The organism is Legionella fallonii LLAP-10 (assembly GCF_000953135.1).
In the GTDB taxonomy this organism is placed as follows: Bacteria; Pseudomonadota; Gammaproteobacteria; order Legionellales; family Legionellaceae; genus Legionella; species Legionella fallonii.
Map to the genome: position 1 here is coordinate 2,752,351 of NZ_LN614827.1, position 13,410 is coordinate 2,765,760.

The following is a 13,410-nucleotide window of genomic DNA, read 5'->3' on the forward strand; positions in this document are numbered from 1 at the left end:
TGATATGATCAACAGTAGCTTTTTACCTTTAAAGGACCGAATTCAAGCAACAGGACATCACCCAGATGGAAAAATTGATACTAACCAACATTTCTATGGTATCCACCCTGCGGCATCGTTACATACTACTGCAAAAGATTATTGCAAGTTTTTGACGGCCTGTGCAACTGATAGCTTTATCAGAGAAAAGATGTTTGCACCTGCAGTCCCAGAGTTCTCACAAAAAGATACCAAAGCAATAGATGCAAAAGTTCCTGTTACCGTTTTGAAGCAAATCAATTGGGGCTTAGGCATTGGACTGCAGCACAACAAAGATGGAAGTTTTACTGCTTTTCATTGGGGCGATAATCAAACCTGTCGAAATTTTACTGCCGTCAACCTTTCAACAAATCAATCTATTACCTGCCTTACAAATAGCGCTAATGGCCCAGCTATTTTTCAAAAAATAGCCGAACCCATTGTTGGAGATCTTAGTGCTACATGCCAATGGCTTTACTCTAGAGAAGGATTTAAATTTGACGTAGATGTGAAATCAAATCCCGCGGCCAATTATAGGGCTGCTGTAACAGAAATAAAACTAAGTGATCCTGATACTACAGAACAAATCAGCGAGAAAGTGACTAAATATAATCCGTTGAAAACCATACCTAATCCAGATAATCAGTAACACTCACTGAGAAGTCTCCAATAATGCCAAGAGAATTCCATCACATCAGCCCCTTGTCTCAAATTAATTTCATTCACCAATAAACAGAAAGAACCAGTCATACAACCTTAAAGCATTAGCATCCTCAAGATAGCTAAATCCACTTACAACCTGACTTAGCAACAACGGACTCACATCCAAGATTTCTGCAAGGGCTTTCAAATCATAATTACCGTGTGTCAGAATAAATTCAATTAAATATTTTTGCGCTTCTTTTCTACGCTCAAAATGTACACCAACTTCTGATGCCCAAACTTCGGCTAAACATCCCATGTTACAATCTCCCCTTTATTCCAACAACTGGGGCTTATTCACTACCCCTGAAAGCAGTAAAACATACTGCAGTAGGTAAAAAAATTAGTTTTTTTACCTAGAGAATGTTGGGGATAAAATGCAGAATTGTATTACTAATAGTCAATATAAACTTTTAGTCCAGGGCGCACTTTAAACAGTAATTGTTTCAATTATTGTGCTTTCTGGTGCTTTTGTATTATCAATGAGATTACGAATTTTTCCAGCAATTAAATACAAAAATACTGCGGCTACCAATGCCCAGACCCCCAACTGATTGAATACATGCAAATAATCAGCATTCGTCGATAAAGGATCAATAGAATCTGTTTTCATCATTGCGTTAGAAAAATAAGTTGATAACGAAGCGGAAACCCCAGATACCATCATCCAGGTACCCATTAAAATTCCTTGTAATTTGGGAGGGGCAATTTGTCCTATCATTGCATACCCTACTGGACCAATAAGTAACTCAGCAATAGATTGAGCCACTAAATGCAATATCACCCAATTAACACTACTAAAACCATGACTATCAGACAACATCACACCACAAGCCAATAAAAAGAAAGAAAGTGCCAGAAATATAAAGGCCCATACAAAGTGCATGGTAACAGAGAAATTAAAGCCTTTTGATTGTAATTTGTTAATTACTATTGCAGTAATTGGTGCACCCACGATGATAATTATGGCATTGATATTTAAAATCCATTGAGTTGCCAATTCATAATTTAAAATATGCTTATCAACATTATTTTTAATAAAGATGGTTATACCCATGGGACCGGTGTAATAAATCATCCAGAAGATTATAGAAGTTACCGTCAGGATTAAATAAGCTTTAATTTTTTGTTTATCTGCCTTAAGCGGTTGCTTCTGTCTTAAAAAAACAATAACAAAGAACATGATAATACTTACCACCAACACCATTCCGTTACTAAAATCCGCTGAGTTAAAACAGACCATCAGGAAAGGGACAAGTAGAACGGTGCCAGTTATACCTAACAAATGCTTCAGTCTCCGGCTACTACGATCTTTCAATTCCATCAAAGGTGTATTTTTATCAGCAAGATCAGCCCAACTAAAAGCCATTAAAAGTAACGTAATAATATTGATAAAGAGGCTTGCGTAAAATATTTGTTGGTATTGATTAGAATAATCATAAAACCCACTAATAATAAAACCTGCAAAAAACCCAACATTCATTGCTGAATAGCTCATAAAAAAGGCTTTATCCCGTCTATTATCATCTGGATCAAAGCGCTGGGTTAAAATAGTGTTATAACAAGTGGTATTGAGTCCACATCCCACTAAAAACAAACTTAAACCCAAATAAAGAGTTGATGCTTGGGAAAAAATCAAAAACAAAATGCCGAAGCTTTGTATGATGGTAGTAATAAAAAATAAGGCACGGTTGCTAAGATAGCGCCCTCCCATTAATCCGCCTACCAAATGCAATACGAAATTAAAGGCCAGAAATAGGCCAACGATACTGTTTGAAACCGTATTGGATAAACCAAGCTGTTTCGTGATATAGAGCGATAGGGACGAATAGAGAATAGCGTATGAAAATGTTGAAAAAGCTTGTATGAAATATAGCGGGGTTACTCCTTTCGGCATTCGTTGCAATGATTTAATCATTTTTTCTCCCTGGATTCCTTTTGGTGGGTGACTCTACCATTAAAATTGGCTAGTATTAAGTCTTTTCAGCATTTATCTATTTTTATAAATTGCAATAATTGTAAGTGCATTGATTTATAAGGTGTTTAGGAATGAACAGTATTCAAAAAGTTTCATGGGAAGAAATCAAGCACAAAGTAAAAACAATTAACCCCTCTATATACCAAGTAATTGAGCAAATTACTCCTGATGATGGCATCCCATTTTTTCTTGCCAAATATGAGTTCGGTGAACATTTTGGTATCAAAAATCATGCTTACTTACCAACTGCTTCGGGCAAATTAGAAAAAATTGATAGCAAGCATACTGACAATGATCTTTTTAAGCACTTAGGCTATGGTAAAAATAGCTTACCTTTAGGCATGATCCTGGATAAATACTGTGAATGGCATTACTTTGGAGAGAATGAGCGTATATTTCCTGACTGTGTGCAAGGACCAGGCGCTATTTTCAATATGCAAGTTGTTTTTGATGAAGACAAAACTATTGATAACAACGTCTTATCGGTATCTGCCGGTGCATTATCATCATTCCTGTTACCTAATATTGGCTGCCAAAGAAAGCACGTAAGAATTCAAAAACATTTTAACGTATCTGTTTCCGCACCTAAATCACCTTATGAGCACTACCAGATATTCAAAGAAATTCTGCAGGATAAGAATACTCAACCGAATTGGTATAGCGAAATTCTTTATTTTTCAGAGCAGTTTATTAAGGAAGTCCAAAACAATGATAAATGGCTTAAGTTAAAGCTCTATTTTTCAGAGTCATTGAGAAAAAAAATCACCCAACATACTTATGATGCTTCTTGTAACGATCTGTTTTTAAGTGCAAAAAAAGTTAATCGGTTTAGACCCACCCCTTTTATTATGGATACAGCGAAGTATATCTTTAATATTTGTATGGGATCAGGCATCGGAGTTAAACCGGCTATTGATGACCAGTATTTCCCAGTTCAAGCTATCCAAAAAATTTATAATCAATGTTATGGCCTTGAATATACACCTACACTAATGGTCCCTTCTTCTTTGAGTGAAAAAAATGACAGCGTTTATTATCCATTACAATGCCCTTTTGCCAAAATAAATACTTTTAAAACAAACCAAAGTAACAGCACATTAACTGAGCTGGAAACCCTGAAAAATGTTTTACTTGCCTATCAAGAAGAATTTACAGAAGAGAATGGTGATGCCTTTGGCAGCTCCCTTTATCATGTGAGCATGGAAACCGAATTTTCATTTTACCATTACAAATCCACAGGAAAACAAACCATAAAAAATCCATTAGAACTTTTAGAGTCTGATAAACGGTTTGCTTTCTCACATTGTAATGACGTCACCAGCTTTTCCAGTGATGCCAAATTATTTAGAGGATGTGTGCGACTTGTTAGATAGCTTAAAATTCTGAGCATCTATTTCCAAAAGATCCAGATATTTTTGACTAACACCTTGCTTTGTTATAGGGGGTATATATAGAGTTGAAACTGCGGTAACCACGGCTTGTTTTAATTCTCGCAGTTTAATCCATTCAATTCTTGGTTTTTGCGTAGGCAGAATGGCTGCTTCATAAATACATACCAACTGTTCATCAAGATAATAAGTTCGTAGGTAATCACAAAGAATATTTAGTTTTTGAGTTTGCTTTGTGTCATGCATGCCCAGATTGGAAATTTGCCAAAGAATGATGTGTGCATATACATCTATTCGTCTTTCATAAATTAGCAACTCTGTTGCATCAATTGCAAAACAACCTTGATCGCCAGGATCAACTTGTAAATCTGAAAAGAGACAATCCATAGAGGATACTGCTGGCAATATTACCGCATTCCCATTCTCAGCCCGGATTTTTTTTACCGCACTCAAGGCAGATTCAGCAAAAACCGTAGGATGCCCATAAAAAACCACACAAAGGTTTTTAACCCGTAGATATTCGCTAATTATATGGGTGGTGATATTGTGATAAGCATCAACTCGTTTATCACAATTAAAATAAATAGACTCTAAGGACTGAGCTTCTTTAGCCTCACGACCAATCCATTCTTTCAGGCTGTCTTCATTAACTAAATATAAAACCTTATCTGCTTTTTGAATAACTCGTTTAGTCTCTTCTGTCAAATGAGCGATCGACTTTATTCCAGATCCTACAACAATAAGTGTGTGCATTAATTATTTTATATTTACAATTTTATTGGCATTGGGCTGATGAGATTGATTTAACGAAAGTGATAGATTGGCATCTGCTTTTTGCAGATCAGAACACTTTTCTGAGTGCTCACCATCATTAAAATACTCATTACCTACCGATTTTTCTACTGCATCTAGTAAATTCATCCCTATTTCCTCTGTAATATTACTCCTATGGCCAATTGTATAAACAAAAAGATCAAAGGTATAGCGTCTTTTGAAAATTCAATTTTCTTAGCTTAAAAAACAATTGTTGAAAACATATTGCATGGGGCTACTCGTTATGATTAAATAAATGCACGAATCGAGCATTTTGATAAACGGAAATATAAGAAGATCAGGCTAGGAGTTAATTATGCTGCAGACCGAATTCAAACAACAAATTTTATTTATGGGTGATATCGAACAAATCATCGGAGTCAATCGAATTACTCTTCGACGATGGTGGTTAACTGGTAAATTCCCTAAACCGATTAAATTAAACGGTTCACTTTTATCCTGGCACTTTGAAGTGATCCAGCAATGGATCAATCAACATATGAACATCACTAATGAATTGAACTCTCCAGCTCAATAGTCCCGCAATCTAGATCTTTTAAAAACAGGCAATCGTCTGTTTTTTTTCGCATTAAAGATTTAAGGTATGTCCATCTTTCAAATAATGAGAACTCTGGTATGTGTATGAGATAGCGATCTTTTATAATCTTGAACTATATTCTATATATCAATTCAAAAAGAGATATTAATGTCTGATAGCCTAGATTATAAAAACCTTATTGAGTTAAAACCTGCTATAGAAAAATCCTTAATGGAATCTACTGTTAATAATAACAATTCTTTAGATATAGAAATTTTAAGTGGGCTGAATGAGATAGAATCCTGTCTCAAACCCAATAATCGAATACGTCTTGAAAATATGATTTCAGATAATCCTGTTAGAGATTTTATTTTTCCCGAAATATATTATCAACTCCGGGCTGAATTACCATACATAGAAAATAAAGAAAATGTACCACTTACATCAATTGAAATTTTTTCGGATACTAATTCTTTAGCCGATGAACTGATAACTAAAATAAACAAACCTACAGCTAAATATAAAGTATTTTTTAACTTAGGGGATGTAGGTAGATATTTATCTCCTTTTGTAAATAAAGGTATAGCGATTTCAGATAATATCGATATTATCTGTTTAACAGACGAACAAATAAATAATGAATATAAAGCTCCCCATTCAAAATCAAATAATAAATATTTTGAAAAAGATTTTCAATTACAACCAAATGTTGCATATTTACAAATTTGTTATGATGGATATCTTTCTTACTTTGGCGGACCAACAAAACAAAAACTTTATGATCTTTTTAAAGAAATATTAGTTATTTTAAATTCATATTGCATTGTTTCGGTAAGCGCAAGACAAAATAATGATAATAATCAATTTATAGCATTCAAAGAGAAGTCTAAGGACAACTATATTTTTCACGATTACTTTTACATTGAAAGTATTTCTCATACACCTATTCCACGTATAGAGATACATAGCGTCTTTAAAGGTTGGGATAAAAATTATCAAGATGACTATCTTCATTCAGTGTGTAAGCTTTTCCCCGTGTATTTTAATTTAAAAGATAAAGTTAAATGTGCGGCTAGATGGTTGATGAATAGTTATCTTATTGAAAACCAATTACTTCAATATATTTTAGCAATTACCGCCATTGAAACTTTGCTAGGGGATCAAAATACTGGAGGAGTTGGAATCAAAAATTTAATTGCAAATCGATTAGCGTATGCAATTGGAACATCAGATTTTGAAAGATCGGAAATCATAAGCTCATTTGTTGATATATATAAAACTCGTTGTAAAATTGTTCACGACGGTTGTGAGAAACTTACTGAAGATGAAATTAAGAACTTAGATAGATTAAGATACTACATTCATTGTTACATTCAGTATGAAATAAAATTACATATACTATAAACAAAAGAAGGGGTGGATCTTTTTTCTAGCGCGGTTTGCTACATGAAGAAATTAGAATTGGGAAATATAGAACTCGTGTTAGGGTGCTGTGTTGTTAATGGTGAGGTCCCCCGTAATTGGGAAAGACCCGTTCTTTTTTTCTAAGTACCCTGTAAAGTACCCATTAAAATCTTTAGAGGAAGGGGATAAAATCTTAAAACCCTTACTGGGATTGGTCGGGACGGAAGGATTTGAACCTTCGACCACTAGCACCCCATGCTAGTACGCTACCAGGCTGCGCTACGCCCCGAACTTGGTAGCGAATCATAGCGGAATCTGGGGAAAATAACAAGGGTTTATGGTGTTACCCTGGTTTGAAACTGGGTGTGTTTCGTGCTTCTAATTGCTTTTCAAGTTCATCGTCTGTGCCGCTTACCCCTGTTGCTTCATAGCCTGGAACGCCGTCGCCAAGTAGATTAACTTGATCTCCGCCAATAAATTGATTTTGATTTAAATCGTTATCTGTTCCTGCTAGTTGTAATGCGTTTTTTACAGATTCAGGACTTAAGATGTCTGGGCTTAAAACGTCTTCTGGAGAGGTAAGGGTATCCGGCTCTTTCTCTAAATTGGTCATGTTGCTACTCTTATAGGAATTAATTCATGTATTAAGTTTAGCAGTTATTTGAAAATCGTTCGGTAGAACTATTTCTAACTATTAGGCGATGTTTGAAACTCCCGCATCAGCGGGAATTTCAATTCTATTCGATTAGCTCAGGAGCAATTTACAGGGCGTTTTTAATTTTTTGTGCTTCAAATTTTGTATGTGCTATTTGAATGTAGCGATTGCAACTGTTTAGTTCAGCATATTGTAAGGAGTAAATGGCGTGGTTTAACTCTTTTTTGGCTGTTGCATTCGCGTATTCAAGGATTAAATACCCTGCTTTTTCAAGGAAAACTGACGCGGTATTCAATTTTTCAATACAAGTCCTCTTGGCCTGACTAGAAACCAAAGCAGCAACAGTTTTTGATAAATCCTGGCATTGTTGTGCTAAAGAATCCATGTTAGAAATTGTATTTGCATTAAGACTAAAAGACAGTAGAGCTAAACTTAAGACTAAGACTTTTTTTAAACTCACATTATTCATATACACTCCTGTTCGTGAAATATCCGTTATGAAAATTAAAGTTTCCTTTAATTACGAAATGAATAGTGAATCTAGAGTTCAATCTTCCTTATTGCATCGAGGACCCTACACTTAATTCCAGGAGAAACATAAGCATCCCGATGGCCCCTGTTTCAGTTGGTAACAGGGACTCAATTTGCAAGAAATACTTTTTAGATCTACTATGATAACCGCTTGATAAAATACGGTAAATCTTTAGCTAAAAGCATTAATTCCAGTGATATGTCTCCCTAATACTAGGGTATGAACGTTGTCAGTACCTTCATATGTAAAGACAGACTCCAAATTAAGCATATGTCTGATGACATGATACTCGAGACTTATTCCATTCCCACCCATTAGATTCCTACATTTTCGAGCAATTTTCAATGCCTCACGACATGCGTTGCCCTTCGCTAAGGAAATCATCGTGGGTGTTTCTCTCTTCTGATCTTTCAATCGCCCAATTTGCAGGTTAATGCATTGGGCTTTAATAATTTCGGTGTACATGTCAGCTAAATCTTTTTGGATCAACTGGAAAGAAGCCAATGGTTTATCAAATTGTTTGCGTTCTGACACATAATCGCGAGCTCTATCATAGCAATCCATAGCAGCACCGATAGCTCCCCAAGCAATCCCATAACGCGCTTGGCTTAAACAACTTAAAGGAGCACCTAAGCCTTTATCGCTTCCAGGAAGAAGATTTTCATCCGGGACAAATACGTTATCAAATACTAACTCTCCAGTAATGGAAGCTCGTAAAGACATTTTTAATTTAATTTCAGGACGACTCATCCCTTTAGATTGTGTATCAACAATAAAACCACGGATCCCCAGCTCTGTTTTGGCCCAAACAATAGCAATATCAGCAATAGGTGCGTTAGTAATCCACATTTTTGCACCATTTAATATCCAGCCGCCATCTACTTTTTTAGCATAAGTTCTCATCGATGCAGGATCAGAACCGGAGTCGGGCTCTGTTAGACCAAAACAACCAATAATTTCACCGCTAGCCATAGCCGGTAAAAAACGCATTTTTTGCTCTTCATTTCCATAACGAAATATAGGGTACATGCATAACGAGCTTTGTACCGAAACAAAACTACGCAAGCCGCTATCGCCTCGTTCCAACTCCTGACAGACAAGGCCATAGGCCACATAAGACGCTTCTGCACCGCCATATTGGGTCGGTAAGGTTAATCCTAACAAACCTAAATCAGCACATTTTTGGATTAGTTCACGAGGGAAATGAGCATGCTCAAAGGCTTCTGTCATTAGGGGTACTACATCATTACTCACAAAACGCGCTACGCTGTCTCGTATCATGCGCTCGTCGTCTTGTAATTGCTCATCAAGAAATAACAAATCATCCACTTTCCATCTCCCTTTTATCTGACTGTTGAGTCTGTCTACAATTCACTAAATGGCTTCTACGTACCAAGATATTCGAATGTCGCAGCACGACAAAACGTGGAACCTTATGGCATTTCGGCTAAGATAGTAGAATTGTGAACAGCTGCTAATGCGATTACCGCTTCTATTATACTTTCCTGGCTAGGTAATAAATATTGCCAAGCAGTACCTAATGGAATAAAACAATCTTTACCCGTAATTCTTCTCACTTTTAAAGTAGCTGGGGCTTCTTCCATTAAGAGGGCCATCAATCCTTCACTAATAGAACCACTCTGCCTGCCTTCATCAACAATTAAAACGCGCTTTGCTGTGGCTACTTCTTTTAAAATATCCTCTTTGGGCAAAGGACTGAGCCAACGCAAGTCGACAATTTTCACATTGATACCATGCCGTTCTTTCAAGACTTTTGCTGCTTGGCGTGATAAATAGTATCCATTGGCATAAGTTAAAATTACCGTGTCACCCTCACCAAAAACACCAACGCTCCCCCAAGGAATAACTTCTTGCGGCTCGGGATAATCAAAGAGCCAGCCATTATCACCTGGGGCGTGTAAGTCTTTAGTCATATATAAAGCTATAGGCTCTAAGAACACTACCACTCGCCCTTCCGTGTACGCTAAATGCATGCAAGTACGTAGCATTTTTGCAGCATCAGGCCCATTGGAGGGACAAGCAACGATCACTCCGGGTAAATCGCGTAATACCGCAAAAGAATTATCATTATGAAAATGTCCACCAAATCCTTTTTGATAAGCTAAGGACGCAATGCGAATGAGCATAGGGTTTTGATATTGTCCACTGGAAAAGAAAGATAAAGTCGACGCTTCTCCACGTAATTGATCTTCTGCATTATGTAAATAGGCCAAGAACTGAATTTCAGGAACAGGGATAAAGCCATTGTGTGCTAATCCAATCGCAGTTCCTAAAATGGTCGTTTCATCAAGTAGGGTATCAAAAACACGGCGTTTGCCAAACCGTACCTGCAGATCGGCGGTAACGCGATACACGCCCCCCTTTTTACCAACATCCTCACCAAAGACCAGCATATTGGGATACTGCATCATTAAATCGGTCAAAGCAAAGTTAATATGTTGGCATAAATTTCTTTTTTGTTTTAATTGACTATAAGCCCCAGCAAACACTTGCGCTCGTTTTGTTTCATCAGGAATAGATAATACTGGCTTTGCCTCAACCTTAGGCAATAAAGAAGCCATTACCTCTTCTGCATTACTCATTCTTGGCTCTCTAATAGCCTCTAATGCTTTCGCTTCAATCAATGCCCTATTGTCTAGATAGAGATCAACCATTGATTGCAAATCCATCCACCCTTCCGTGTAAAGAATCCGAGCAGTATGTAACAATGGATCATGAGATTCTCTAAACTCTATTTCAGCTTGGGTATTGTATTGAGACTCAATGTCAGAACCGGCGTGTCCCAATAAACGCACACACTTCATATGCAAAAGCACAGGTTGCTTTTTAAAACGTGCTAAATATTCGGCTTCCTGCGCTTTAGCATAAACATCGGCAATATTTAAGCCATCACAAGAGATATAATGTAATCCTGGACGTGCGCCGATAGAAGATTCTATCCAGTGATTCGGGGTAGGAACAGAAATACCAATCCCATTATCTTCACAAATAAATACTATAGGTAATGGATAATTTTGCTGGGCAATCCAAGAACACGCATTAAATGTAGTTTGCGCCGAAGCATGATTGGCTGATGCATCACCAAAGGAACAAAGGATAACCGAGTCCGCGGCCAATGTGGATTGAAGATTTAATTCTTTAGCCCGCGTAATAGATACAGCAGCTCCTAATGCCTTGGGTAAATGAGAGGCAATAGTTGATGTCTGCGGCGGAATATAGAGAGGAACGCTACCAAATACCTTGTGACGCCCACCGGAGATAGGATCAGATGCCGCAGCAACCAAGGACAATAAAATGTCTTTTACCCCATCAGCCCCAGTAACTTGCTTGGCCCGTTGCAGATAAAATCCCCCGCTACGATAATGCAAAAAAGCCATATCGGTTGCTCTAAATACCTGACCTAATACCGCATTACCCTCATGACCACTGCTGCCAATGGTATAAAATGACAATCCTTTTTCTTTTAATTGTCTGGCGATCAAATCCAAAAGTCGCGATTTAATTTGCGAATCAAATAAGTCCACAGCAGTTTTTTTATCCAATTCTGCTGTTGTTGGACTCATAGTACTATTAGGTTGAGGAAAATCTGCTTGCAAAACTCGTTTAAGAAACTGTTCATCAACTACGCTGGCTCTATCTAACATCACTACACCCTATTAAAATTGCGCAATGACCAGAAGAACTTTGGGCTATCCTTAAATAAACTAACTTATTAATTTCAATAATAAATTAATAAAATAACGATCCTTCCCAGCTCAAATCCTGGTGTCCTTTCCTGGTGAATTATAAAGCAATTCATCACTCTGCCGATAACAAAGAAGAGAAGTATATACTCATTCAAAATGAACAGGAAGAATCGCCATGGCTGTTGAAATGAATAAATCTCCTAGTGTACGTTTAACGCCAACACAAGAGATCAAACTAGCTAAGCCCGCGACTGAACTTTATGTAGGCCAAATATTAAAAGCAGTAGTCGTTACTCCATTAACGAACAATCAAGTACTTATTAATATTAATGGCCAAAACTTAAATGCCCAATCTTCCCATCATTTTAGCCCTGGAGAAACTTTAGAAGTAAAAGTTGTTGCTAATAAACATAACACTGTTCTTGAGGTACAGCCCAAATCCCTGCCTTTATCAGTGCTACAACAAGCTCTTTTATTAACCTTACCCAAACAAGCTCCGCCGACTAATTTACTTAATATACTCAATCAATTGGCGCAGTTAGAGGATATTCCAGGCTCTATCAGTCAACAAATCAATACCATCTTGGCGAATATCATTCCACTATCTGAAGTCCCACAGCACTTAATGCTGGCGATCAGTCAAAGCGGTTTGTTTTTCGAGTCTCTGCTACTGAACCGGCGAATAGATAAAAACACTCAGCAACTAAAGGCAGATTTCAAAGGACAATGTCTGAAACTTTTAAAAAACTTGCCCTACTACATTAAACCGGATAGTGGGCTAATGCCACATCAAGAATACAAGCTCCTAGAACAAGATCCCTTACCTTTACCTGGAGCCATTCCACAACCCTTACATAACACTCCGTTCATTTGTTTACCGGAACAATCACCTGAAGATCTTTTTTCTATAGTGAAACAACAACTGAATCATGTATTGGCAAGAATTACGGCCAATCAGATTAATCATTTATCCGATAATAAAAATGGATATATGATCATGCTCGATCTACCGATAAAAATCGCGGATCGTGTAGATGTCATTCCATTAATGATCAAACAACATAAAGCAGAACCTATGCAGCAATCTAAATGGAGTCTTTCTTTTGCCTTAAGCTTAGTCCCCATGGGAGATTTGCAAGCCACCGTATCCCTTTTCAACGACCGTGTAGACATTAAAATTAATGCACAACATCCTGAAACGGTAAACACATTGAATGAATACCAACAAGAAATAGGTAAAATGCTCAATGAATTAGGCCTCAACCTGCATCAATGGAAATTGCAGCTAGGATTAGAAAATAACCAAATTGATGTCGCCAATTTACGTTTATTGGATATACGTATATGAAAAAAGAGAAACCGTTAGCTGTTGCCTTACACTACGATGGTAACAATGCTCCGCGGATCGCCGCTAAAGGAGAAGGCGCTCTTGCGAGGAAAATTATTGCAACTGCCAGAGAACACGGTATACCTATAGAGCAAAACGAAGAGCTGACTGCTTTGTTATCTACAGTGAAACTCAACGATGAAATTCCATCAAACCTCTATGTTGCAGTCGCTCAATTATTAGTTTTTCTCTATCATGTAAATGAACAGAAACAGCAAAATCCACAAGATTAACTCTATTCCTAAGTAAGTAGCACTCCCAAACTCGCAACGGTGCTCGAATCTTCAT

The 13,410-nt window shown here is 37.1% G+C and carries 14 protein-coding genes and 1 tRNA gene; 6 read left to right on the forward strand and 9 right to left on the reverse strand.

Translation table 11 applies throughout. The features are described from left to right. The first annotated feature begins 4 nt into the window (after positions 1 to 4). On the forward strand, positions 5 to 667 hold the full coding sequence (locus LFA_RS11320) for a serine hydrolase domain-containing protein (RefSeq protein ID WP_045096283.1): 663 nt from the start codon (positions 5 to 7) through the stop codon (positions 665 to 667). Between the two features lie 69 nt (positions 668 to 736). Here LFA_RS11320 and LFA_RS11325 read toward each other — a convergent pair whose 3' ends face one another. Further along, positions 737 to 979, reverse strand: a complete 243-nt coding sequence (locus LFA_RS11325) for a hypothetical protein (protein ID WP_045096284.1) — start codon at positions 977 to 979, stop codon at positions 737 to 739. A gap of 171 nt (positions 980 to 1,150) precedes the next feature. Continuing rightward, complete coding sequence (locus LFA_RS11330) at positions 1,151 to 2,638, reverse strand: peptide MFS transporter (protein WP_045096285.1); 1,488 nt, start codon at positions 2,636 to 2,638, stop codon at positions 1,151 to 1,153. Positions 2,639 to 2,769: 131 nt separating this feature from the next. Here LFA_RS11330 and LFA_RS11335 point away from each other — a divergent pair, with 131 nt between their 5' ends. Then, positions 2,770 to 4,071, forward strand: a complete 1,302-nt coding sequence (locus tag LFA_RS11335) for a hypothetical protein (RefSeq protein ID WP_045096286.1) — start codon at positions 2,770 to 2,772, stop codon at positions 4,069 to 4,071. Here LFA_RS11335 and LFA_RS11340 read toward each other — a convergent pair. Together LFA_RS11340 and LFA_RS19875 are read right to left on the reverse strand one after the other, a co-directional pair. Then, complete coding sequence (locus LFA_RS11340; RefSeq protein WP_045096287.1) at positions 4,039 to 4,839, reverse strand: SAM-dependent methyltransferase; 801 nt, start codon at positions 4,837 to 4,839, stop codon at positions 4,039 to 4,041. The two genes, LFA_RS11335 and LFA_RS11340, sit on opposite strands and share 33 nt — an antisense overlap. A gap of 3 nt (positions 4,840 to 4,842) precedes the next feature. Then, positions 4,843 to 5,007 (reverse strand): hypothetical protein, encoded by a 165-nt coding sequence (locus LFA_RS19875; protein ID WP_157010344.1) that lies wholly within the window; start codon positions 5,005 to 5,007, stop codon positions 4,843 to 4,845. A 208-nt stretch (positions 5,008 to 5,215) separates the two neighbouring features. On the opposite strand from LFA_RS19875, the gene LFA_RS11345 reads away from it, so the two are divergent. Together LFA_RS11345 and LFA_RS11350 are read left to right on the forward strand one after the other, a co-directional pair. Then, the gene (locus LFA_RS11345) at positions 5,216 to 5,437 is read left to right on the forward strand and encodes a helix-turn-helix transcriptional regulator (protein WP_045096288.1); all 222 of its coding nucleotides are present in this window, start codon (positions 5,216 to 5,218) and stop codon (positions 5,435 to 5,437) included. Between the two features lie 168 nt (positions 5,438 to 5,605). Next, positions 5,606 to 6,841: a HEPN domain-containing protein gene (locus LFA_RS11350; RefSeq protein ID WP_045096289.1), complete on the forward strand. Its 1,236-nt coding sequence runs from the start codon at positions 5,606 to 5,608 to the stop codon at positions 6,839 to 6,841. 212 nt (positions 6,842 to 7,053) lie between these two features. Here the strand turns inward: LFA_RS11350 and LFA_RS11355 are convergent. From LFA_RS11355 to LFA_RS11375, 5 genes are all read right to left on the reverse strand, one after another. Beyond that, positions 7,054 to 7,130 (reverse strand) — tRNA-Pro (locus LFA_RS11355). A gap of 54 nt (positions 7,131 to 7,184) precedes the next feature. Continuing rightward, positions 7,185 to 7,454, reverse strand: coding sequence for a hypothetical protein (locus tag LFA_RS11360; RefSeq protein ID WP_045096290.1), 270 nt, complete (start codon positions 7,452 to 7,454; stop codon positions 7,185 to 7,187). Positions 7,455 to 7,602: 148 nt separating this feature from the next. Then, positions 7,603 to 7,965, reverse strand: a complete 363-nt coding sequence (locus LFA_RS11365; RefSeq protein ID WP_045096291.1) for a hypothetical protein — start codon at positions 7,963 to 7,965, stop codon at positions 7,603 to 7,605. Between the two features lie 234 nt (positions 7,966 to 8,199). Next, on the reverse strand, positions 8,200 to 9,357 hold the full coding sequence (locus LFA_RS11370) for an acyl-CoA dehydrogenase family protein (RefSeq protein ID WP_045096292.1): 1,158 nt from the start codon (positions 9,355 to 9,357) through the stop codon (positions 8,200 to 8,202). Positions 9,358 to 9,461: 104 nt separating this feature from the next. Further along, on the reverse strand, positions 9,462 to 11,693 hold the full coding sequence (locus LFA_RS11375; protein ID WP_045096293.1) for a dehydrogenase E1 component subunit alpha/beta: 2,232 nt from the start codon (positions 11,691 to 11,693) through the stop codon (positions 9,462 to 9,464). Between the two features lie 217 nt (positions 11,694 to 11,910). On the opposite strand from LFA_RS11375, the gene fliK reads away from it, so the two are divergent. Together fliK and LFA_RS11385 are read left to right on the forward strand one after the other, a co-directional pair. Continuing rightward, on the forward strand, positions 11,911 to 13,083 hold the full coding sequence (gene fliK, locus LFA_RS11380; protein WP_045096294.1) for a flagellar hook-length control protein FliK: 1,173 nt from the start codon (positions 11,911 to 11,913) through the stop codon (positions 13,081 to 13,083). Then, on the forward strand, positions 13,080 to 13,355 hold the full coding sequence (locus LFA_RS11385) for an EscU/YscU/HrcU family type III secretion system export apparatus switch protein (RefSeq protein WP_045096295.1): 276 nt from the start codon (positions 13,080 to 13,082) through the stop codon (positions 13,353 to 13,355). Before fliK ends, LFA_RS11385 begins: the two co-directional genes overlap by 4 nt. Positions 13,356 to 13,410: the final 55 nt, after the last annotated feature.

What these genes read in the sequence shown, in the direction of transcription:
- LFA_RS11375 (WP_045096293.1), bottom strand. Translation starts at nt 11,693, where the DNA reads ATGTTAGATAGAGCCAGCGTAGTTGATGAACAGTTTCTTAAACGAGTT.
- fliK (WP_045096294.1), top strand. Translation starts at nt 11,911, where the DNA reads ATGGCTGTTGAAATGAATAAATCTCCTAGTGTACGTTTAACGCCAACA.
- LFA_RS11335 (WP_045096286.1), top strand. Translation starts at nt 2,770, where the DNA reads ATGAACAGTATTCAAAAAGTTTCATGGGAAGAAATCAAGCACAAAGTA.
- LFA_RS11385 (WP_045096295.1), top strand. Translation starts at nt 13,080, where the DNA reads ATGAAAAAAGAGAAACCGTTAGCTGTTGCCTTACACTACGATGGTAAC.
- LFA_RS11360 (WP_045096290.1), bottom strand. Translation starts at nt 7,454, where the DNA reads ATGACCAATTTAGAGAAAGAGCCGGATACCCTTACCTCTCCAGAAGAC.
- LFA_RS11345 (WP_045096288.1), top strand. Translation starts at nt 5,216, where the DNA reads ATGCTGCAGACCGAATTCAAACAACAAATTTTATTTATGGGTGATATC.
- LFA_RS11365 (WP_045096291.1), bottom strand. Translation starts at nt 7,965, where the DNA reads ATGAATAATGTGAGTTTAAAAAAAGTCTTAGTCTTAAGTTTAGCTCTA.
- LFA_RS11330 (WP_045096285.1), bottom strand. Translation starts at nt 2,638, where the DNA reads ATGATTAAATCATTGCAACGAATGCCGAAAGGAGTAACCCCGCTATAT.
- LFA_RS11320 (WP_045096283.1), top strand. Translation starts at nt 5, where the DNA reads ATGATCAACAGTAGCTTTTTACCTTTAAAGGACCGAATTCAAGCAACA.
- LFA_RS11325 (WP_045096284.1), bottom strand. Translation starts at nt 979, where the DNA reads ATGGGATGTTTAGCCGAAGTTTGGGCATCAGAAGTTGGTGTACATTTT.
- LFA_RS11340 (WP_045096287.1), bottom strand. Translation starts at nt 4,839, where the DNA reads ATGCACACACTTATTGTTGTAGGATCTGGAATAAAGTCGATCGCTCAT.
- LFA_RS19875 (WP_157010344.1), bottom strand. Translation starts at nt 5,007, where the DNA reads ATGAATTTACTAGATGCAGTAGAAAAATCGGTAGGTAATGAGTATTTT.
- LFA_RS11350 (WP_045096289.1), top strand. Translation starts at nt 5,606, where the DNA reads ATGTCTGATAGCCTAGATTATAAAAACCTTATTGAGTTAAAACCTGCT.